The sequence below is a fragment of the Bacillus sp. SRB_8 genome, from assembly GCF_003264205.1.
Classification (GTDB): Bacteria; Bacillota; Bacilli; order Bacillales; family Bacillaceae_G; genus Bacillus_A; species Bacillus_A mycoides.
Genome location: NZ_NADT01000018.1, coordinates 241465 through 262673, shown reverse-complemented (window position 1 = coordinate 262673; position 21209 = coordinate 241465). Strand labels below are relative to the sequence as shown.

The window sequence follows — 21209 nt, the reverse complement described above, 5'->3', positions numbered from 1 at the left end:
TTGTATGTTCTATTATAGAACTTTATTTTTTAACGAATACGTTGTTCGGTTTGGCTATCAAAGAAATGTGCTTTATTCATATCAAAAGCAAGTTTAATTTGGTCACCAGGTGAAAAAGTATGTCTTGCATCAACACGTGCTGCAAAATCTTGATTTCCAAGTTTCATATATAAAATGGATTCAGCCCCTAACAACTCTGCAACTTCAATTTTTGTTGTGAAAGTAGTAGATTGTGAAGCTTCTAAAAATAATAGTTCATCATGAATATCTTCTGGACGAATACCTAAAACAATTTCTTTATTTACATAGCCTTGTTCGCGTAATAACTTCATTTTTCCTTCAGATACTTTAAACTTTAGTGAACTGTCTATAACGAAATCGGTTTCAGTTAATTTTCCACGGAAGAAATTCATTGCGGGTGAACCGATAAAACCACCAACGAAAATATTTTCAGGTGTTTCATATACTTCTTTTGGAGTTCCAATTTGTTGGATTTTGCCGTCTTTCATAACAACAAGGCGTGAAGCCATTGTCATTGCCTCAGTTTGATCATGTGTTACATAAATTGTCGTTGTGCCAAGGCGGTGGTGTAATTTAGAAATTTCTGATCGCATTGCAACACGTAGTTTAGCGTCTAAGTTTGATAATGGTTCATCCATTAAGAAGACTTTTGCGTCTCGAACAATTGCTCTACCTAATGCAACACGTTGACGTTGTCCACCTGATAAAGCTTTCGGTTTTCTATCTAAATATTGTTCAAGCCCTAAAATTTGAGCTGCATGTTTCACTCGACGGTCGATTTCATCTTTCGGTATTTTTCGAAGTTTTAATCCAAATGCCATATTATCATACACACTCATATGTGGATAAAGAGCGTAGTTTTGGAAGACCATTGCGATATCTCGATCTTTTGGAGGAACATCGTTCATTAGCTTACCATCAATTGAAAATTCTCCTTTTGAAATATCTTCAAGTCCAGCTACCATTCGTAGTGTTGTAGATTTTCCGCATCCAGAAGGACCAACGAATACGATAAATTCTTTATCTTGAATGTGTAAGTTAAAATCTGTTACGGCTGTTACGTTATTATCATATATTTTATAAATATTTTCTAATTTAAGTTCTGCCATGATATTTCCCCCTAGAAAGTTTATGCAAACGTTTTCTTTGAATTTATTATAAACGAATAGATTCAAAAAAGAAATAAAAACACTATAAAAAAATAAAACGTTTTCATTATCCCTATGAATATATAATAAGTTCCACATGTTTTATTAGAAAAAGAAAATAAATATTGTAAGCGCTATTTTAAATTTGGATAGAATCTGTTATCATTCAGTAATGAAAACGTTTGCGCCTTGAAAAAAAGAAAAAAGAATCAATAGTATAGATGAAATGGGGTAGCATAATGGGAAAACAATGGTGGAAAGAAAGTGTAGTATATCAAATTTATCCTCGTAGTTTTATGGATAGTAATGGTGATGGTATAGGTGATCTTCGTGGTATTCTTGCGAAGCTAGACTACTTAAAAGAATTAGGTATTGATGTAATTTGGTTATCACCAGTCTATGAATCTCCAAACGATGATAATGGTTACGATATAAGTGATTATTGTAAAATTATGAACGAGTTCGGAACAATGGAAGATTGGGATGAACTATTACATGAAATGCATAAACGTAATATGAAACTTATGATGGACTTAGTTGTTAATCATACTTCAGATGAACATAATTGGTTTATTGAATCATGTAAATCGAAAGATAATAAATATAGAGACTATTATATATGGCGCCCTGGAAAAGAAGGGAAAGAGCCGAATAACTGGGGAGCAGCATTTAGTGGATCTGCATGGCAATATGATGAAATGACAGATGAATATTATTTGCATCTGTTTTCTAAAAAACAGCCAGATTTAAACTGGGATAATGAAAAGGTAAGACAAGATGTTTATGACATGATGAAGTTTTGGTTAGAAAAAGGAATTGATGGGTTCCGTATGGATGTTATTAATTTTATTTCTAAAGAAGATGGCTTACCATCTGTTGAAACGGATGAAGAAGGATATGTTTCAGGGCATAAACATTTTATGAACGGTCCGAATACTCATAAGTATTTGCATGAAATGAATGAAGACGTATTGTCTCAGTATGACATTATGACGGTTGGGGAAATGCCTGGTGTAACGACAGAAGAGGCTAAATTGTATACAGGGGAAGCTAGAAAAGAACTGCAAATGGTATTCCAATTTGAACATATGGATTTAGATTCCGGAGAAGGCGGGAAATGGGATGTAAAACCATGCTCACTTCTTACTTTGAAACAAAATTTAACAAAGTGGCAAAAAGCATTAGAACAAACAGGATGGAATAGCCTTTATTGGAATAACCATGACCAGCCTCGCGTTGTATCTCGTTTTGGTAATGATGGAGCTTATCATACTGAATCAGCAAAAATGTTAGCGACAGTACTTCATATGATGAAAGGGACACCATATATTTATCAAGGAGAAGAAATCGGAATGACCAATGTTCGATTTGAATCAATTGATGAATACCGAGATATTGAAACACTAAATATGTATAAAGAAAAAGTTATAGAGCGCGGCGAAGATATAGATAAAGTGATGCAGTCTATATATATAAAGGGCCGAGATAATGCTAGAACTCCGATGCAGTGGGATGATAGAGAACATGCTGGATTCACAACGGGTGAGCCTTGGATTGCGGTAAATCCTAACTACAAAGAGATTAATGTGAAACAGGCAATCCAAGATGAAGAATCAATTTTTTATTACTATAAAAAATTGATTGAATTACGTAAAAACAATGAAATAGTTGTGTATGGAACATATGATTTAATATTAGAAAATAACCCTTCTATTTTTGCTTATGTAAGAACATATGGAGAAGAAAAGCTTCTGGTGATTGCAAACTTTACTGCAGATGAATGTGTATTTGAATTGCCTGAGGACATTATTTATAGTGAAGCAGAGTTATTAATACACAATTATGATGTAGAAAATGTATTGATAGAAAACATTACATTACGACCGTATGAAGCAATGGTATTTAAATTGAAATAAGAAAAGCCTTATGCCACCCTGGCATAAGGCTTTTACTATTACCATTTTAAAATAGAGAATCCATACGGTGGAAGTGTAACTTGTAATACACTTGCTTCCGCTGAAAATTCTTCGTTTGTATAAATGTTAATTATTTTCTTCCTGGTAATATGAAGAGGGAGTGAAGTTGTAACTTCACTGTTAGTAGGATTTAAAACGAAAAAGATAGTTTCATCTTCATATGTTTTTGTATAAGAAATATAATTATGTTCATCATTTGCCTCAATGAATTGAAAAGTACCATTTCCTCCAAATGCTTTATGTTGTTTCCGTAATGAAATTAATGTTTGTATATGTGTAAATAAAAGAGTATCTTGTTCTTTTTCATCCCATATCATACATTTGCGGCAGTCAGGATCCATTCCACCATCCATACCGATTTCATCGCCGTAATAAATACAAGGAGAACCGATGAAAGAAAGGTGAAATACATAGAGTAACTTTAACTTATTTTTATCCCCGTTACATGTTGCTAAAATTCTAGGTGTGTCATGACTGTCTAATAAATGAAATGCCGCTTCATTTACATTCATAGAGTAGGAATGTAGAGAATCGGTAATTTGTTTCATAAATTCACTTGCATGAATGGATTCGTTAGCAAAGTAAGAAAGTAGAGCGTTTGTAACAGGATAGCTCATTACAGCATCAAATTGGTCACCTTGTAGCCATGGGAGTGCATCGTGCCAAATTTCACCTAAAATATATACTTCAGGATTTAATGCTTTTATTTCACTTCGGAATTCTCTCCAAAAACTGTGATCGACTTCATTTGCTACATCAAGGCGCCAACCGTCTATATTGAATTCTCTTACCCAATAACGCCCTACTTCAAGTAAATATTCTTTTACATCTGGGTGTGCTGTATTTAATTTAGGCATATACGGTGTAAATGCGAAAGTATCATAATTGGGAAGTGGCTCGGTTATAATTGGAAATTCATGAATATGGAACCAATCTTTATAGGTGGAATTTTCACCTTGTTCCAGCACGTCTTGAAATTTATCAAAGAAGTACCCGCTATGATTAAAAACAGCGTCGAGCATTACTTTTATACCATGTTTATGACACTCCTGAACGAGTTCTTTGAAAGTTTCTTTCGTCCCAAATTGTGGATCGATTTCCATGTAATCAATTGTGTCATATTTATGATTCGAATGAGCTTTGAAAATAGGAGTGAAATATATTCCGGAAATTCCAAGCTTCACAAGGTAATCAAGGTTTTGAATAATACCAGCAAAATCTCCGCCGAAAAAATTAGTTGGAGTTGGTTCGTTACTTCCCCAAGGGAGGGTGTTTGCTGGATTTAATGTGTTATCCCCGTTAGCGAATCGTTCCGGGAAAATTTGATACCATACTGTGTCTTTAATCCAGGATGGTGCCCTGAAAACGTCTTTTGCATGAACAAATGGAAAGCAGAAAAAGTTACCGACATCGTCATTTGGGATATTAGAAAAAAATCCTCGTTCTGTATAAATAAAAGTTTCTACGTCGTTTTTTAATTCGAATCCATAACGTAAGCGTTTAAATTTTGGTTTGATTGAAACGGACCAATAATCAAATAACTCAGTAGATCCAGTTTTTTTCATCGGTGTACTCGCTGTAATCCATTTCCCGTCCTGCCATTCGTACGGGTCACCGTAGATGAGAGCGGCGTTGTGAACATCATCTCTTTTTGTGTGTATTCGGATGTGAATTGTTTTTTCGTCGTAAGCGTATGCATAATTATCTTTTGGCCTATGATAGATCGCTTCTTTAAGCATATAGAAAATCCCCCTTTAATATCTCTATACATATAGTTCCCTTAAACGAAATAATAAAGATTATGTTGCAAACGATTGCCTTCCACATAACTTTAATATTGCTTATAAGAGTAGTATTCATTTTATGTAAAGTCAATGAATAAAGAGTATGATAAGATTATTTTGAAAATTAATATTTGCAAAATGAATAAAAGGATGTATAATGATAGACAAATAGCGCAAACGTTTTCATAGATTTAGATATTGTTTGCGCTTCTATTAAACAATCAAATGCAAACGTTTTCAATTAAAGAGGTACATAGACAATTTAGGGAGGTTTTTGGGATGAAGAAAGCATTATCACTATTAACGATTTCAGCATTGTCAATTGGCATGTTATCTGCATGTGGACCGAAAGATTCAGGAAAAAAAGAGGAAAGTAAAGCGAAGAAAGACTATGATCTTCTCGTTTGGGAAGATGATAAAAAAGGTGTTGGTTTAGAACCAGCAGTGAAAAGCTTTGAGGAAAAATATAAAGTAAAAGTAAAAGTTGTTGAAATGCAAATGACAGATCAAGTGAAAAAGTTACGTCTTGATGGACCAGCGGGGACGGGACCAGATGTTGTAACATTGCCACACGATCAAATCGGAAATGCAGTAACAGAAGGCTTAATTTCTGAAGTAAAAGCAGATGATGCTGTGAAGAGTAAATTTACTGACTTATCAATAAAGGCACAAACATACAACGGGAAATTATATGGTTTACCAAAAGCAATTGAAACACCAATTTTTATTTACAATAAAAAATTAATGCAAAAAGCTCCAGAAACGATGGACGAGCTATTTAACTTCTCAAAAGACTTTACGAAGGATGGCAAGTACGGATTTTTAACATTAGGAGATAACTTCTACTTTGCTAACGCGTTTATGGCAGGTATGGGCGGATATGTATTTGGTGAGAAAGACGGAAAGCCAAATGCAAGTGATGTTGGATTAAATAATAGCGGAGCAGTACAAGGTGCTGAATATCTTCAAAAATGGTACAAAGAAAAGTTATTCCCGAAAGGTATTATCGGTGAATCTGGTGGACCTGCTGCTGACGGATTATTCAATGAAGGAAAAGCAGCATCTATTATGAATGGACCGTGGGCGTTCCAAGCGATGGAAAAGAACGGAATTGATTATGGTGTTGCTCCAATGCCGAAATTACCAAATGGTCAACCGATGAAAACATTTGTTGGGGTAAAAGGATGGCATGTAACAAGCTTCTCTAAACAAAATGATTTAGCTACAAAGTTCACTGAGTGGGTAACAAATGAAGAAAATGCAAAAATTCGATTTGAGAAGACAAAAGAGATTCCTCCAGTAAAATCAGTAATGGAAGATCCAATTATTAAAGATAATGAAGCTGCAAAAGCAGTTGCAACTCAATCAGAAAATGGAATTCCAATGCCGAATATTCCAGAAATGCAAGAAGTATGGAAACCAGCTGGAGACGCTCTTCAGTTAGTTGTTACAGAAAAAGAGGCACCAAAATCCGCGCTTGATAGTGCAGTGAAACAAATTAAAGGAAATATTGAGGCAAATCATAGTAAGAAAAAATAAGGTGAAATTCGTGCCTCTAATAGGAGAGGCACGAATTCTCTCCCTTCCAAGTAGGAAGAAAAAAGGGGGAAGGAACATGCAAACATCTATGGAACCAATGAAAGATATGAATGGTTCGAAACATAGGAAAATGGCGACCATGTTATCTATTATTCCAGGCATGGGCCAAATATATAATAAACAATTTGTAAAAGGTCTTATTTTTCTAGTATTAACAGGTTCATTTATTGTAGCATTTGCTGATTTGTTAAATATGGGATTATGGGGAATTGTAACGCTCGGTACAGAAGTTCCACGTGACCATTCTGTCTTTCTATTAGTAGAAGGGATTTTGGCACTTATCGTCATAGTGTTTGGACTCGGAATATATGGATTTAACTTATATGATGCATACCAAAATGGGAAGAAACGTGATATAGGAACATCATTAAATTCAGTAAAAGAGCAATACCGTAACTTATTAGATCAAGGTTTTCCATATTTAATGGTTTCACCAGGATTTCTATTACTAATCTTTGTAGTTGTATTTCCAATCATTTTTGTAATCTTAATTGGATTTACGAACTATGACTTATATCACTCTCCTCCAGCTAAATTAGTAGATTGGGTGGGCTTTAAAAACTTTATTGATATTTTCACATTACCAATGTGGAGAGAGACATTTTTAAGTGTATTTTCTTGGACTGTCATTTGGACATTTGTTGCAACAACATTACAAGTTGCACTTGGTATTTTCTTAGCGATTATCGTAAATCAGCCTGGTATTAAAGGTAAGGCAATTATTCGAACAATCTTCATTTTACCGTGGGCTGTTCCAGCATTCGTATCTATTCTTGTCTTCTCGGGTATGTTTAATGAAACATTTGGAGCAATTAATAATCAAGTATTAGCTTTATTCGGGATTGAAAAGATTGCTTGGATGACAGATCCGTTTTGGGCGAAGATTGCTTTAATTATGATCCAAACGTGGCTCGGTTTCCCATTCGTATTTGCAATGACAACAGGTATATTGCAATCGATTCCAGGAGAATTATATGAAGCGGCTACAGTAGATGGAGCAACTGCTTGGCAACAGTTCCGCAAAATTACATTGCCACTTGTTTTATACGCAACAGCACCAATTTTAATTACACAATATACGTTTAACTTTAATAACTTTAGTATCATTTATCTATTTAACGGCGGAGGTCCTGCTGTAGCGGGGCAAGATGCAGGTGGAACGGATATTTTAATTTCATGGATTTATAAGTTAACGATGACTTCAGCGCAGTACGGAAAAGCAGCAGCTCTTACAATGATTTTATCGTTAATCGTTATTACAGTTGCGTTATGGCAATTTAAGAGAACAAAATCATTCCAAGAAGAGGATATGATGTAAATGAATATTAAACGACAAAAGATGTTACGTCTTTCATTAAGTTATTTGGTTATCTTTATAATGTGTGCGATTATTTTCTATCCATTACTATGGATTATTGGTTCATCGTTTAATCCAGGAGATAGTTTGTCTGGTTCTAGCATTATTCCAAAAAATGCTACGTTAGATCATTATCGTAAGCTACTTGATCTTGATTCAAGTAATTACTTACTTTGGTATAAAAATACGTTAAAAGTTAGTGTTATGACGATGATTTTTTCGGTGTTAGCAATTAGCTTTACTGCTTATGCATTTTCGAGATATCGTTTTGTCGGAAGAAAAAATGGTTTATTAACATTTTTAATTCTACAAATGATTCCGAACTTTGCAGCGTTAATCGCACTATATGTATTAGCGCAGTTAACAGGATTAATTGATACACATCTTGCATTAATTTTAATTTATGTAGGTGGAGCAATTCCAATGAATACTTGGCTTATGAAAGGGTATTTTGATACGATTCCGAAAGAGTTGGATGAGTCAGCCCGCATGGATGGAGCAGGACACTTCCGTATTTTTTGGCAAATCATTATGCCGCTTGCAAAGCCAATCGTAGCGGTTGTAGCATTATTCACTTTCATCGGTCCATTTACAGATTTCATTTTAGCAAGTATTATTTTACGCACGCCGGAAAATTACACTTTAGCAGTTGGACTCTATGAAATGGTAGCGAAGAAATTTGGTAATGAATTTACGACGTTTGCGGCTGGTTCCGTATTAATTGCAATCCCGATTTCGATTTTATTCTTATCACTACAAAAATACTTTATTTCTGGTTTAACAGCTGGAGGTACGAAAGGATGAGAAATGGGACATTATGTCCCATTTTTCTTTTCATCTCTCTATAAAAAAATTATAGAGAGATGAAAAGAGATTTGACATCGCATATGAAAAGAAGTGAAATAAATAGTATATTATAGTATAGGAAAAAAGAGCTATATCCCTTACAATACATGGAGAGGGAGAATATGATAAGTTTTGCAAGATAGAATAAATAAATGACAGTTTATGACTTCTCCTATGACTTGCAACGGGTGCAAGATAAAATATATGAAAATGGCAGAGAAGTGAAAGGAGGGGATTTTTATGACAGTTACAATTAAAGATGTGGCGAAGAAGGCGAACGTAGCACCATCAACTGTTTCTCGTGTAATTGCTGATAATCCAAGTATAAGTGAAAAGACAAAGCGCCGTGTTCGAAAAGTAATGAGTGAATTAGGGTATCATCCAAATTTAAATGCAAGAAACCTTGCGAACCAAACGACGAAGACACTTGGTCTTGTTATGCCGAGTTCTGCAAGTAAAGCTTTTCAAAATCCATTTTTCCCAGAAGTTATAAGAGGAATTAGTTCATTTGCACATGTGGAAGGGTATGCGCTTTATATGTCGACTGGTGAAACGGAAGATGAAATTTTTAATGGTGTTGTAAAAATGGTACAAGGGCGTCAAATCGGTGGTATTATTCTTTTATATTCAAGAGAGAACGATCGGATTATTCAATACTTGCATGACCAAAACTTCCCGTTTGTTTTAATTGGAAAACCATATGATCGAAAAGATGAAATTACATATGTAGATAATGACAATTATACAGCTGCAAGAGAAGTAGCGGAATATTTGATTTCATTAGGCCATAAACAAATCGCATTTATCGGCGGTGGATCAGATTTACTTGTAACGAGAGATCGTTTGGCGGGGATGAGTGATGCTTTGAAACTAGCAGATATTCTATTGCCGAAAGAGTATATTTTACACTTTGATTTTTCAAGAGAGAGTGGTCAACAGGCTGTTGAGGAATTAATGGGACTAAAGCAACCACCGACGGCAATTATGGCAACGGATGATTTAATTGGACTTGGCGTGTTAAGTGCGCTTTCTAAAAAAGGATTTGTTGTACCGAAAGATGTTTCGATTGTAAGCTTTAACAATGCTTTATTATCAGAAATTGCTAGTCCACCACTTTCGACAGTTGATGTGAATATTTATCAATTAGGGTATGAAGCGGCAAAAGCTTTAGTTGATAAGGTGGAGCATTCTGAATCTACTTCAAAATGCATTATTATTCCGCATAAATTATTGAAGCGTCAAACTTGTGATCATTATGCAACAAAAAGCTAAGAGTTTAACTCTTAGCTTTTTTCTTTAGAAAGGCTTCTAAACGGTCACAGCCTTCTTTTAAAGTTTCAATACTGTAAGCATAGGAAAGGCGAAGGTAGCCTTCACCGTATTCGGAAAATGCGGTTCCAGGAACAACGGCTAGCCCAGCCTCTTTTACAAGATCAAGTGCAAAATCAAATGATGAAGATGTTAAATGTCCAACATATGGGAATAAATAAAATGCACCTGTTGGCTTCTCAACCGTTAAACCCATTTGAATGAGTCTATTATATACGTAATCACAGCGTTTTTTGTATTGATAGCGCATCATCTTCGGGGCATCTTTAGCAGCTGTTAAAGCTTCGATTGCAGCATACTGAGCGATTGAAGTAGCGCATGTAACATTGTATTGATGAACTTTTAATATGTGTTTTGCTAAATATTCTGGAGCAAATAAAAGTCCGATACGCCAGCCGGTCATAGAATGTGATTTTGATAAGCCGTTAATGACAATCGTCTTATCACGCATTTCTGGGAAATGAGCGATAGATGTGTGTTTTTCTTCATGTACAAGTTCACTATAAATTTCATCAGAAAGAACGAAAATATTTTTATCTTTTAAGACAGATACAATATCTTCTAATTCTTCTTTTGATAAGGTAACACCAGTTGGATTAGAAGGATACGGTAAAACGACGCATCTTGTTCGTTCTGTAATTGCATGTTGCAATGCTTCAGCTGTTAAACGAAATCCAGTTTCGCGAACATCTATAAAAATAGGAGTTGCACCACATAGTCGAATAATCGGCTCGTAACCAGGGTAAATAGGAGCAGGTAAAATTACTTCCGTTCCTGGTTCTAAAATAGTTCGGAATGCAACATCGATCGCTTCACTAGCACCGATTGTAACAATGGTTTCGTTTTCAGGTGAATAATGTAAATTGTAGTTGTCCTTTACAAAGTTACAAGCTGCCTTGCGTAATTCTAGTAAACCAGCGTTATGTGTATAGCTTGTATAATTTTCTGTAATGGCCCGTTTAGCTGCTTCTTTTACTAGAGAAGGTGTAGGGAAATCGGGTTGCCCAATTGTTAAAGAGATAAGATTATCATAGTTTTGAATCATATTAGAGAACTGACGGATTCCAGAAATTTGGATGTCCTTCACTCTAGGATTAATGAATTGTTCCATTGTATCTCCCTTTCTTCCGTTTGAAAATTAAGTTCATTTTATCATATTTTCAACTATTACGCTTTGTTTATAAAATTTCCCCCGCTATTTGTGAAAGATAAGAATCGTATCTTAAAATTCAGTGGAAGTAAGAAATTATGTGAGGGTTCAAATGTCTATAAGAGTATAAGCTGTGTGAGTTAATTAAAGTTTCACTTAAGCATAAACACAAAAAAAGCCGCTGCAAGCGACTTTTTAATAACCGTATTCCCAATCTATTTCATCTTCGTTCCAAAGTACGGAAGATACTTTGCCAAGATGGACAACGGATTCATTTACAGCACATGTACAGTCTTCGTCCCCTGCTTTATGTTGCAATTCTTCGTATACTGATTTTTCAACGTTTTCTAGCACAACCAAATTTTCTTCTTTTAAAACAAGCGTAGTACCCGCCATATTTATCTTCCTCCTACTAAAGTAATGATCACTTATTTGTAAACATAGATAGTATGGATTATATGCTGTATTTTGCGATAGTTGTCCGTCTAGTGAAGTGTTTTTTATTTTCTTTGTAATCCGTATTCATTGTATACTGCACGAAGGAAATTTGGTACAGGGTTTACAATCATTTCAGAAATTTGTAACATTTATTATTAGTTGTTAACAAATAATTAACAAAGATGTTAAGAAAAATCAAAATTTTGAAACAAATAGACTTATAAAATGATATAATCATATCAAAATACATATAGGGGATGAGAGGCTATGGAGCTGATTCGTGATTTAATGATCCAAATTGCCATCATTATTTTACCACTATTTTTATATGAAGCGATTCGTTTAAATCGTTATCAAGGAATGCTTCCGAAGCCTAATCGCTACTTTATTATGTTTTTATCTAGCGTTACACTCGTTCTCTCCATGACATACTCTATTTGTTTTGGTACCGTTTGCGGATACAATTTTCATCCAGTCCCAATTGTTAGTGGTTTTTTATATGGTGGGATTGTTGGGCTCATCCCTGCCATTATTTATGTTGCATATGAATGGATTTTTAAGGGGCTTAGTTGGTTGCCTATGGTAGAAGTTATATTTCTTTCGATAATTCCATTATTTTTGTCAAAGAAATGGTCTCTTTTTTCAAGAGATAAGAAGCTAATATTAGCTTTTATGATTGCATCATTTTATGTTCTTGTTTCATTAGTAGTCGGGATGTTGAATGTCCTTTTAGAAACAGGTTTTACACCGTACATATCTAATCTATATAGTGGGTATATATTTGCATCACTTATTATGGTTATGACAATGGTATTTCAAGTGTATTTGACTGAGTATTTAAACGAAAATGCATTATTGCGTACAGAAATGCAAAAATCAGAAAAACTTAATATTGTAAGTGAGTTAGCTGCAAGTGTTGCACATGAAGTTCGAAACCCTCTCACTGTTGTACGAGGGTTTATTCAATTGCTAGAGAGTACGGAAGACGTAAAAAACAAAGATTATATGCGTCTCGTATTAGCTGAACTGGATCGTGCTGAACAGATTATTTCAGATTATTTAAATTTAGCAAGGCCTCAAATTGAAAAAAAAGAACATATTTGTTTATCAGCACAATTAATTGAAATGACAACTCTTATGTCATCATTTGCAGCGATGCAGGGCGTTTATTTGCAAGTTGAGATTTCTGAGAGCCTTTATACTATCGGCGATAAGACGAAATTGAAGCAAGCTATTATGAATGTTGTTAAAAACGGTATTGAAGCAATTCAAGGAAACAAAGGGTATTTAAAAGTAACAGCTATTCAAAAAGATGAATTGATAATAATAAGAGTTAAAGATAGTGGTGTTGGAATGACAAAAGAACAGTTAGTAAGGCTTGGACAACCGTATTATTCTTTAAAAGAAAAAGGAACAGGATTAGGACTTATGGTAACATTTAGTATTTTACAAGCGCATAATGGCACATTGGAATATAAAAGTGAAAGCGGAAAAGGAACTGAAGCTATTATTATATTGCCAGCTGTACGATATAAGGAATAAAAGTTACCGATAGAAGGTAACTTTTTATTTTATCGTGCATTAGAAAAAGATACAAAATTTCATTCATTTATTTTTTCTTGTTTTGTTCGAACGAATAAACTTTTAAATGATTGAAAGAAGCTTTGCTCTTTTGAGGCGGCGACTAATCTTTTTGTTTCTTGAATTTCGCGAATAACTTGCATAAGTTGTGTATCACGGTTGCTATCTTTATTGTAAATTTGATTGACAAGTTTATTCATTTTTTCTTCTTGTTTGGATTCTCGCTTATACATATGATTCATTAATAAGTCCATCTTTTCTTTTTGGAGTGCATCTGTTTGAGCGGCGTGAACAACTAGATCTTGTAACATTTTTTCTTGTGAGCCTTCTTTTACATAAACTTGTTGCATTAGTTCATCTAATTTCTCGTCTTTTAAACGATTTTGTGTAATGAGAGTAGAGTTTTGATGAATAATTGCTTCATTTAATTGAGCAAGCATTTCAAGTTTTAGCATGAACTCCTCAAAGTTACGCCCATCTTCTTTTGGTTGCACTTCTTGCTTATCTTGAATAACAGGTACAGGTGGGGCCTCTTTTTCTTTTAAAATAATAGGTATTGTTTCTGAAATGTCCTCTTGTAATGTAGCAGCTCTTTCATGTATAGATTTCAATAGTTTTAAATCATCCAATTTATAAATACGAGCATCAGCTGTTTTTGAAATGATATAACCGTGTTCCTCTAAGAGTTGGCTATATTTTCGGACTATATGTTTTGGGATACCTGTTTTATTTGTAACATCTTTCGTTTTATAAATAGCTTCCATGATAGTTCCTCCCCAAAAAGTATCGTATATATCATTTCAACCTTTTATGTGGACTTCCTTTGAAAAAGAATGTCGGAAGGTTATTAGTTTTCTACAGCATTAGTGAAAAGATGAAGAAAAATGAATGTTTTTGGCGGAATGGAGAGGAAGAGCTAAAATAATGTCTGAAAACATACATAGAAGAAGTTTGTTATAATAACTGAGGAAAAGAAATTGGTAGGAACACGGAGGTACACATGAAGCAATTTAAAGGTATTATCATTTCAATTATTGCAATTCTTTCTCTTTTGGTAGCGGTATATGAAGTACTTGTGCCAGAGGAGACAAGTACTAAAAAAACAACTACGTATGATCAAATTCTAGAGTTCCCGAAAGAACGATATCCAGAGACCGGGAAACATATAACGGATGCTATAAAAGAAGGACATTCGGAAATGTGTACAATTGATCGTAATGGTGCAGCGGATAGAAGGAAATTATCGTTAGCGCCATATCCGACGAAGAAAGGTTATGATCGTGATGAATGGCCGATGGCGATGTGTAAGGAAGGCGGAAAAGGAGCTCATATTGAATATATAAGTCCAGCAGATAACCGCGGTGCAGGTTCTTGGGTAGGGAATAAGCTAGACAAATATCCAGATGGTACGCGTGTGAAATTTGAAGTGAAATAGTAATTGGCATACATTTCATAGTGGAGAGAGGGATAGTTATGGAATTAACAATTTCATATTCGCAATTAATGATAATGAACTATGATGGTCAGCAGCCTTATGTAGATTGGACTCCTGAAGATTTTGAAAGAGGCTATGCTGAGGTGGATGGAGCTATTATTTTTGAAGCAATCTCTGACTATACTTGTGAAGTGGAAGTTACTTGTGGAAATCATATTGAGAAAGAAGAAGTGGTTAGAACGATATCAGTTCCTTTCACAGTGAAGAATGAAGAAGTATATATAACAAGTATTCTTTCTAATAAATATCATATTCCTATTCCGAACGGGGAATATATGATAGTCTTGCAGGCAACTCCTCTTGAAGAGCCATCAGACGATGAATTGTATAAAGTACAATACGACTTCTATTTTGAGAGTGTAGAATAAAAAAACGTGTTATCCTTTTTGAAGGATAACACGTTTTTTTATTATGCGTTTGTTTTTAGGAGAGAACGAGCGTCTTTTGCTGCCTGAACCATGTGCTCTAAAGCAGGTATAACTTCCTCAGTTCTTCGTGTTTTTAAACCACAGTCTGGATTAATCCAGAAATATTTAGGGTCACATACTTGTAAAGATTGTTCTACGATTGTGAACATTTCATCTTTACTTGGGACACGTGGGCTATGAATATCATATACCCCTAGACCAATTCCTTTTTCATATGTTGTATGCTTTAATGTATTAATAAATTCTCCATGACTTCTTGATGTTTCGATAGAAATAACATCTGCGTCTAACGCTCGAATTGCATCTACAATATCTTCGAAGTTACTATAACACATATGAGTATGAATTTGTGTTTCATTTTCTACAGAAGATGTTGCTAAAAGGAATGATTGAACTGCCCATGTAATGTATGCATCCCAATCTTTTTCTTTTAACGGCATACCTTCACGAAGTGCAGGTTCATCGACTTGGATTACTCTAATTCCGGAAGATTCAAGTAACTCAATTTCATGACGAAGTGCTAATGCAATTTGATATGAAACTTCTTTTCTTGAAATATCATTTCGAACGAATGACCAATTTAAAATAGTGACAGGTCCAGTTAGCATACCTTTTACTACTTTCTCTGTTAAGCTTTGTGCATATACAGTTTCTTTAATAGTCATTCCACTTATAAAGGCAACATCACCATAAATAACAGGTGGTTTTACGCAACGAGAACCGTATGATTGTACCCATCCGTTTTTAGTAAAGGAGAAACCAGCAAGTCTTTCTCCAAAATATTCCACCATGTCAGTTCTTTCGAATTCACCATGTACTAGTACATCAAGACCAATATCTTCTTGGTAACGAATCCACTTTGCAGTTTCTTTTTCAATGAATTGATTATATTGTTCATTTGTAATATCGCCGTTACGCCACTGTTTACGTGTTTGACGAACTTCAGATGTTTGCGGGAAGCTACCAATAGTTGTTGTTGGTAACAACGGTAATTGTAAAGCTACTTGCTGTAGTTCATATCGTTTTTCAAATGGAAGAGGACGTGAGAAATCATCTTCTTTAAGTGATGTACGTGCCACTTTTACATCTTCACGATTACGTGCAGCTGATGAGCGGATTGCATGATGTGCATTACGATATGTTGTTAAATCGCTACTGATGCTTTCTACACCTTTAGTAAGAGCAGAATGGATAAGGACTAGTTCTTCTAATTTTTGATTAGCAAATGCAAGTGCATCAAATAATTCACTTGTTAAGTGCGTTTCTTCCGTTTTATCAATTGGAGTATGCAATAAGCTACAAGAAGGTTGAACAATTAAACCTTTTGCTGTGATTTGATTTTGTAATGTTGTAAATAAAGAAAGTACATCATCAAGATCAGCTCTCCAAATGTTACGGCCATCTATACAACCGATAGCTAAAATTTTATCAGCTGGGAATCCGTATTTTGAAATAGCATTTACATTACCTTCTTTGCCATGAACAAAGTCTAATCCAATACCAGAAACAGGGAATGCAATAATTTCTTCATAGTTCTCTTCTACACTGTCAAAATATGTTTGTAGAAGAAGATTAGCATTTGGAACCTCTTTATGAATAGCTTCGTAAAGTTCTTTCGCTTGATTAATTTCATCTTTTGTTAAAGAGGCGAAGATTGGTTCGTCAACTTGAATAATTTGTGCTCCAGCTGCGTGTAATTCAGAGAATAATTGTACATAAGGTGCAACTAGCTCTTTTAAAATAGTGGCAAATTGCTCTTCGTTATAACCTTTTGCTAGTTTTAGGAATGTATAAGGGCCTAAAATAACTGGTTTTCCATCAACGCCTAACTCTTTTTTCGCTTCTTCATATAAACGAAGAGGACGATTGTCTTTTAAAGAGATTTGTAATCCTTCTTCATATTCAGGAACAATGTAATGATAGTTTGTGTTAAACCATTTTGTCATTTCAGAAGCAACGTGATCTTTAGAGCCGCGTGCCATTGCAAAATATACATCAAGGTAAGAGGTAAACTCTGAAAAACGTGACGGGATGAATCCTAACATGTAGGCCGTATCCAGAACGTGGTCATAATATGTAAAATCGCCAACTGGAATTAATTCAATTCCCTTTTCTTGCTGTACTTTGACGTGTTGAAGGCGAATTTCTTTCATTGTCGTTAAAAATTGTTCTTCATCAATTTTATTGGACCAAAAAGCTTCCAATGTTTTTTTCCACTCTCGTTGTAGTCCGATACGTGGATAACCTAAGTTACTTGTTTGAATTGCCATTTTAAATTCCTCCCTAATTGAAAGTAAGCATTTCCGTTTACTCGGAAATACCTATAACAAAAAGCATAAAGGCATAGAAAAATAAGCCTTCCTTTTTGTTCTTAACACCTCATCATCATCCGTGAGTCTATCAGTGTTGTTAAAATAGGCAGGTATCCTGACTTATGCTTCATATAATTTCTTTCACCTTCCCGTTTTCACAGTGGCACAAAAAAGAAATCTCAGCATTTACAGTGGCGGGACCGTGTTGGAGTTTCACCAAACTTCCCTTTTAAACACGAAGTGAAATATTCGTGTACCTATTTTCCTTTTGAAAGGAATTTAACAAGCGATATGATATTGAAACAAATTCTAACACAATTTTCGGAATTTTGTCCACTGTTTTAAAATAAGAAAATTCTAAAGTTTTTCATTTCTTTTTATTCGGAAAATTAAGTTTTTTTAATGTTTATTTATTATTAAAATGAGGGTGTTTTGAGTTGCGAGGAATAATTATAGTGTTAAGTTTTTCTAGAAGAGGAGGCACCTCTTTTAGAAAAACTTAATCATTATCTACACCTATTTCTGAAAGACGACCTGCAGTTGCATCTTGTAAGAGCGTGTTTAGCCAACGTAATTCAACATTAATATGCTCAATGACGCTTTGTAGAATATATAGTTGAGCACGAGGAACTAGTTGTTTATTATGATCGTATATCGTTTGCATTGTATGTAAATAGAGCATTGTATCATCTCTCTTTTTTTTCAAAATAGGAACTAGAGCTTGTTCGTCGCTAAAGTGAGCGAAAGAGAGCGCTGAATAAATAGGTTTATATATTTGGTTTTTCGCTTCAAATTGTTTTAATAATAAGGTGTGGAAAAGGGCTTTTCCTTCCTCTGTTATATGGAAGATTGTTTTATCTGGTCTATTCGTATCTCTAACAATATTGGTAATGCTAATCGCACCTTGTTTTTCTAATTGCTCGAAGGCGTAGTATAGCGATCCCTTGGCATATTTAATATAACAATCCATTTGTCTTTCTTTCATTATGTGCTGCACTTCATAGGGATGTTTATCTCCTTCGAGTAACAAGCCGAGAATGACTAACTTCATGCTCATGCTGTCTCAACTCCTGTATATAGAAACTTTATATATATTATAAACGGTATATCCTCTTTCATAAAGGGATATACCGTTTCGTTTTTCTATATTAGCTTACTTGTTTTTGTTTTTGCTTTGTTTTTGGTCCTGTTAAAAGACGTTCATTTCCCATAAGTAAAATACAAATTATACTTAGCGTAGCTGGGATAAGTGCCCAGAAAAATGTATTAGCAATAGATGTTGCAAGAGCCTCTTTAATTCCGCTCAGTACTTCAGGAGGTAGCTTTTCAGTAGCATTTGGTGATAATAAAAAGCTTGTGTCTCCACCTTTAGGAGCCATTTTTTCTAGTTCAGGAGGGAAGACTGCTTTTAATTTATCAGTGAAAACATGATTTTGAATCGTACCGAAAATCGTGACGCCAAGGGTCATTCCAAGTGAACGGAAGAATGAGTTCGTGGATGTAGCAGAACCGCGATCTCTCATTTCTAATTTGTGGATAGATGCCATACTTAAAACTGAGAAGGAGAATCCAACTCCAAGTCCAGCAAGCACCATAAACATTGTTACGAGTGTACGAGGTGTTTCCATAGTTAAAGTACTTAGTAAATAAATACCAAGAACGAAGAAAACTCCAGATACTGTCATGATGTTACGATAACTTGTTCGTGAAGCTAATTGTCCACCAGTTTGACTTCCGATTACAGATCCTACCATCATAGGTGTCAAAATTAACCCAGCATTTGAGGCTGAACCACCGAGAACACCTTGAACGAAGATTGGAATATAAACTGTACAGATGATAAAAGCTGCGCCATAGAAAAAGGCAACACCTTGGCTAGCTGCAAATAAAGGTTTTTTAAATAAATGGAAAGAAATAATAGGTTCGGTTGCGTTTCTTTCTACGAAGAAGAAAATAATAAGCAGAATAACAACAGTTGAAAATAAACCAATAATCACATTAGAGTCCCATGCATATTCTTTACCACCAAGTTCTAAAGCAAACATTAAGCAAACGATACTAATGACAAGCGTAATAGCACCAGCCCAGTCAATTTTTTGTTTTCGATATTCTAGAGACTCGCTATAGTATTTAGTAATGAAGAAGAAGGAAATAAGTCCTAACGGAATATTAATATAGAAGACCCAGTGCCAACTTATATAATCTGTAATGTAAGCACCTAATAAAGGTCCGAAAACACTAGATGTTCCGAAAACAGCACCAAATAGTCCGGTCATTTTTCCTCGTTTTTCAGGCGGGAATATATCATACATAATTGTAAATGCGATAGGCATAAGAGCGCCGCCACCAATTCCTTGAATGGCTCTATAAATACTTAGTTGTTCAATACTTGATGCTGTCCCGCAAAGTGCAGAACCAAATAAGAAGAGAATTAATCCGCCAATAAAAAAGCGTTTCCGTCCGTACATATCAGACAGCTTACCGAAAATAGGCATTCCGGCCATTGTTGCTACCATGTAGGCGGATGTGACCCAAACGAATTTGTCGAACCCTCCTAAGTCTCCGACAATCGTTGCCATCGCAGTTGCGACGATTGTGTTATCCATTGCTGCCATTAGAATACCAAGTAGTAAACCAGCAACAACAAATTTTGTTTTACTTGAATCGTTTTTTGATAGTTGTGCTTCCAAAAGTAGCCCTCCTTTAATAAAAATTAAACTAACTTAAGTTTTTTAGTGCAATGCATAAAAAAACTTTATGTACAGTTTGTATAGTTCCTCTTCATTTTATAAAAAATTGCACTGACATGATATAAAGGATGGAAATCATAAATTATATTATAGTCAAATTTGACTAAAAGGCAAATGTTTTCTACCGCCAAATTATTTTATCCCGCTTTAACTGCCCGTTAAAGCCCGATTGGTAAAAGCTAATAATCAGTGGGGGATGGACAAAACCCCCACTGATTAAAGTTTCACTTTATTATATTGACCAAAAGAGAGTAAGAATTTATTTTGTTATGTAGTCAAGGAAGGAAATTGTAAAAAAATATTTAATAAAGTATAACCTGTGTCAACCTATTAAAAATGGTTTTTTCTTTATATTGTCGAATAGGATAAAAGGAAAAGAAAAATTTAATATGATTTGTAACAAGCTAAATATTTTTTCTAAGTGTAGTTCATTGCATCGAGAGGCAGAATACAGTTGTATAGATGATATATCTGGAATGAGGTGAATATATTATGAAAATATGGAAACGAATTTCGGATCAAGGAAGGTATTCTATACCGTTACAGCCGGTTTTGTGGATTGATGGTTCTAAAAAGGACACGGAAGCATCCGATGTAGCAGTCACATTGCAAATCCGTAGTATGTATAAAGAAAAATTTTCGTATGAGATGATCTATGATGTTAATGACATACTAATTATTCGACTTGAAGTTGAAAATAAAGGCGTTGAAATGATTTCGCGAGTAGTTGTAAGTCATATGATTCGTGATTATTTCGCGTATATCCCAAACTCTTTAAAAGCAGATAAGGGAATAAGTGAGTTTTTATTTCAGCTTGTAAGGTGGCGAATCGATAATTTATCACCGAATGAAAAGGTAGAATTAATTTGTCAAATAAAAGCAAATAAAGATAAAGCTCCTCCCAATTCATTATTTCAGGCTACATATACATTTCAATATAAAGGTGTATCATATGGACCGCTACAAACAAATGAAGTGGTTGTCAGAAAATGATA

Annotated in this window: 17 protein-coding genes and 1 riboswitch; of the genes, 9 read left to right on the top strand and 8 right to left on the bottom strand. The window is 34.6% G+C overall.

Going from position 1 to position 21209, the window contains the following annotated elements:
- Nucleotides 1-29: 29 nt before the first annotated feature.
- A complete protein-coding gene (locus B5P40_RS11315; RefSeq protein ID WP_002128903.1) occupies nt 30-1130 on the bottom strand; it encodes an ABC transporter ATP-binding protein in 1101 nt (366 codons plus the stop codon).
- 278 nt (nt 1131-1408) lie between these two features.
- On the opposite strand from B5P40_RS11315, the gene B5P40_RS11310 reads away from it, so the two are divergent.
- Nucleotides 1409-3085: a glycoside hydrolase family 13 protein gene (locus B5P40_RS11310; protein ID WP_142936360.1), complete on the top strand. Its 1677-nt coding sequence runs from the start codon at nt 1409-1411 to the stop codon at nt 3083-3085.
- A gap of 38 nt (nt 3086-3123) precedes the next feature.
- On the opposite strand, the gene B5P40_RS11305 is transcribed toward B5P40_RS11310, so the two are convergent.
- Nucleotides 3124-4884, bottom strand: a complete 1761-nt coding sequence (locus tag B5P40_RS11305; protein ID WP_113709250.1) for an alpha-glycosidase — start codon at nt 4882-4884, stop codon at nt 3124-3126.
- 324 nt (nt 4885-5208) lie between these two features.
- Here B5P40_RS11305 and B5P40_RS11300 point away from each other — a divergent pair, with 324 nt between their 5' ends.
- From B5P40_RS11300 to malR, 4 genes are all read left to right on the top strand, one after another.
- Nucleotides 5209-6468, top strand: coding sequence for an extracellular solute-binding protein (locus B5P40_RS11300; protein WP_002128900.1), 1260 nt, complete (start codon nt 5209-5211; stop codon nt 6466-6468).
- 76 nt (nt 6469-6544) lie between these two features.
- Entirely contained in the window at nt 6545-7846 is a 1302-nt protein-coding gene (gene malC / locus B5P40_RS11295; RefSeq protein WP_113709249.1) for a maltosaccharide ABC transporter permease MalC, read from the top strand.
- Nucleotides 7847-8689 (top strand): maltosaccharide ABC transporter permease MalD, encoded by an 843-nt coding sequence (gene malD, locus B5P40_RS11290; protein WP_002088365.1) that lies wholly within the window; start codon nt 7847-7849, stop codon nt 8687-8689.
- A 282-nt stretch (nt 8690-8971) separates the two neighbouring features.
- Nucleotides 8972-10003, top strand: coding sequence for a maltose operon transcriptional repressor MalR (malR, locus tag B5P40_RS11285; protein WP_002014809.1), 1032 nt, complete (start codon nt 8972-8974; stop codon nt 10001-10003).
- 4 nt (nt 10004-10007) lie between these two features.
- Here the strand turns inward: malR and B5P40_RS11280 are convergent, their stop codons facing one another.
- Both B5P40_RS11280 and B5P40_RS11275 read right to left on the bottom strand, forming a co-directional pair.
- Nucleotides 10008-11171: an aminotransferase A gene (locus tag B5P40_RS11280; RefSeq protein ID WP_113709248.1), complete on the bottom strand. Its 1164-nt coding sequence runs from the start codon at nt 11169-11171 to the stop codon at nt 10008-10010.
- Nucleotides 11172-11405: 234 nt separating this feature from the next.
- Nucleotides 11406-11606, bottom strand: a complete 201-nt coding sequence (locus B5P40_RS11275; protein WP_000929276.1) for a hypothetical protein — start codon at nt 11604-11606, stop codon at nt 11406-11408.
- Nucleotides 11607-11915: 309 nt separating this feature from the next.
- On the opposite strand from B5P40_RS11275, the gene B5P40_RS11270 reads away from it, so the two are divergent.
- Nucleotides 11916-13190 carry a sensor histidine kinase gene (locus tag B5P40_RS11270; protein ID WP_002014814.1) on the top strand — a complete coding sequence of 425 codons (1275 nt, stop codon included), beginning with the start codon at nt 11916-11918 and terminating at the stop codon, nt 13188-13190.
- A 59-nt stretch (nt 13191-13249) separates the two neighbouring features.
- Here B5P40_RS11270 and B5P40_RS11265 read toward each other — a convergent pair whose 3' ends face one another.
- Nucleotides 13250-13993, bottom strand: coding sequence for a DUF3967 domain-containing protein (locus B5P40_RS11265; protein WP_002014816.1), 744 nt, complete (start codon nt 13991-13993; stop codon nt 13250-13252).
- 236 nt (nt 13994-14229) lie between these two features.
- On the opposite strand from B5P40_RS11265, the gene nucA reads away from it, so the two are divergent.
- Together nucA and comJ are read left to right on the top strand one after the other, a co-directional pair.
- The gene (nucA, locus tag B5P40_RS11260; protein WP_002014817.1) at nt 14230-14664 is read left to right on the top strand and encodes a DNA-entry nuclease; all 435 of its coding nucleotides are present in this window, start codon (nt 14230-14232) and stop codon (nt 14662-14664) included.
- 38 nt (nt 14665-14702) lie between these two features.
- Nucleotides 14703-15092: a competence protein ComJ gene (gene comJ, locus B5P40_RS11255; RefSeq protein WP_002088359.1), complete on the top strand. Its 390-nt coding sequence runs from the start codon at nt 14703-14705 to the stop codon at nt 15090-15092.
- A 41-nt stretch (nt 15093-15133) separates the two neighbouring features.
- On the opposite strand, the gene metE is transcribed toward comJ, so the two are convergent.
- The 3 genes from metE to B5P40_RS11240 form a co-directional block, all read right to left on the bottom strand.
- The gene (metE, locus tag B5P40_RS11250) at nt 15134-17422 is read right to left on the bottom strand and encodes a 5-methyltetrahydropteroyltriglutamate--homocysteine S-methyltransferase (protein ID WP_002014819.1); all 2289 of its coding nucleotides are present in this window, start codon (nt 17420-17422) and stop codon (nt 15134-15136) included.
- Between the two features lie 130 nt (nt 17423-17552).
- Nucleotides 17553-17740: riboswitch (cobalamin riboswitch) on the bottom strand.
- Nucleotides 17741-17963: 223 nt separating this feature from the next.
- Entirely contained in the window at nt 17964-18521 is a 558-nt protein-coding gene (locus tag B5P40_RS11245; protein ID WP_002128898.1) for a PadR family transcriptional regulator, read from the bottom strand.
- A 91-nt stretch (nt 18522-18612) separates the two neighbouring features.
- Complete coding sequence (locus B5P40_RS11240; protein ID WP_002014821.1) at nt 18613-20154, bottom strand: MDR family MFS transporter; 1542 nt, start codon at nt 20152-20154, stop codon at nt 18613-18615.
- A gap of 552 nt (nt 20155-20706) precedes the next feature.
- Between B5P40_RS11240 and B5P40_RS11235 the strand changes: the two genes are divergently transcribed.
- Complete coding sequence (locus B5P40_RS11235) at nt 20707-21207, top strand: hypothetical protein (RefSeq protein ID WP_002033821.1); 501 nt, start codon at nt 20707-20709, stop codon at nt 21205-21207.
- Nucleotides 21208-21209 lie beyond the last annotated feature (2 nt).

What these genes read in the sequence shown, in the direction of transcription:
- B5P40_RS11315 (WP_002128903.1), bottom strand. Translation starts at nt 1,130, where the DNA reads ATGGCAGAACTTAAATTAGAAAATATTTATAAAATATATGATAATAAC.
- B5P40_RS11310 (WP_142936360.1), top strand. Translation starts at nt 1,409, where the DNA reads ATGGGAAAACAATGGTGGAAAGAAAGTGTAGTATATCAAATTTATCCT.
- B5P40_RS11305 (WP_113709250.1), bottom strand. Translation starts at nt 4,884, where the DNA reads ATGCTTAAAGAAGCGATCTATCATAGGCCAAAAGATAATTATGCATAC.
- B5P40_RS11300 (WP_002128900.1), top strand. Translation starts at nt 5,209, where the DNA reads ATGAAGAAAGCATTATCACTATTAACGATTTCAGCATTGTCAATTGGC.
- malC (WP_113709249.1), top strand. Translation starts at nt 6,545, where the DNA reads ATGCAAACATCTATGGAACCAATGAAAGATATGAATGGTTCGAAACAT.
- malD (WP_002088365.1), top strand. Translation starts at nt 7,847, where the DNA reads ATGAATATTAAACGACAAAAGATGTTACGTCTTTCATTAAGTTATTTG.
- malR (WP_002014809.1), top strand. Translation starts at nt 8,972, where the DNA reads ATGACAGTTACAATTAAAGATGTGGCGAAGAAGGCGAACGTAGCACCA.
- B5P40_RS11280 (WP_113709248.1), bottom strand. Translation starts at nt 11,171, where the DNA reads ATGGAACAATTCATTAATCCTAGAGTGAAGGACATCCAAATTTCTGGA.
- B5P40_RS11275 (WP_000929276.1), bottom strand. Translation starts at nt 11,606, where the DNA reads ATGGCGGGTACTACGCTTGTTTTAAAAGAAGAAAATTTGGTTGTGCTA.
- B5P40_RS11270 (WP_002014814.1), top strand. Translation starts at nt 11,916, where the DNA reads ATGGAGCTGATTCGTGATTTAATGATCCAAATTGCCATCATTATTTTA.
- B5P40_RS11265 (WP_002014816.1), bottom strand. Translation starts at nt 13,993, where the DNA reads ATGGAAGCTATTTATAAAACGAAAGATGTTACAAATAAAACAGGTATC.
- nucA (WP_002014817.1), top strand. Translation starts at nt 14,230, where the DNA reads ATGAAGCAATTTAAAGGTATTATCATTTCAATTATTGCAATTCTTTCT.
- comJ (WP_002088359.1), top strand. Translation starts at nt 14,703, where the DNA reads ATGGAATTAACAATTTCATATTCGCAATTAATGATAATGAACTATGAT.
- metE (WP_002014819.1), bottom strand. Translation starts at nt 17,422, where the DNA reads ATGGCAATTCAAACAAGTAACTTAGGTTATCCACGTATCGGACTACAA.
- B5P40_RS11245 (WP_002128898.1), bottom strand. Translation starts at nt 18,521, where the DNA reads ATGAGCATGAAGTTAGTCATTCTCGGCTTGTTACTCGAAGGAGATAAA.
- B5P40_RS11235 (WP_002033821.1), top strand. Translation starts at nt 20,707, where the DNA reads ATGAAAATATGGAAACGAATTTCGGATCAAGGAAGGTATTCTATACCG.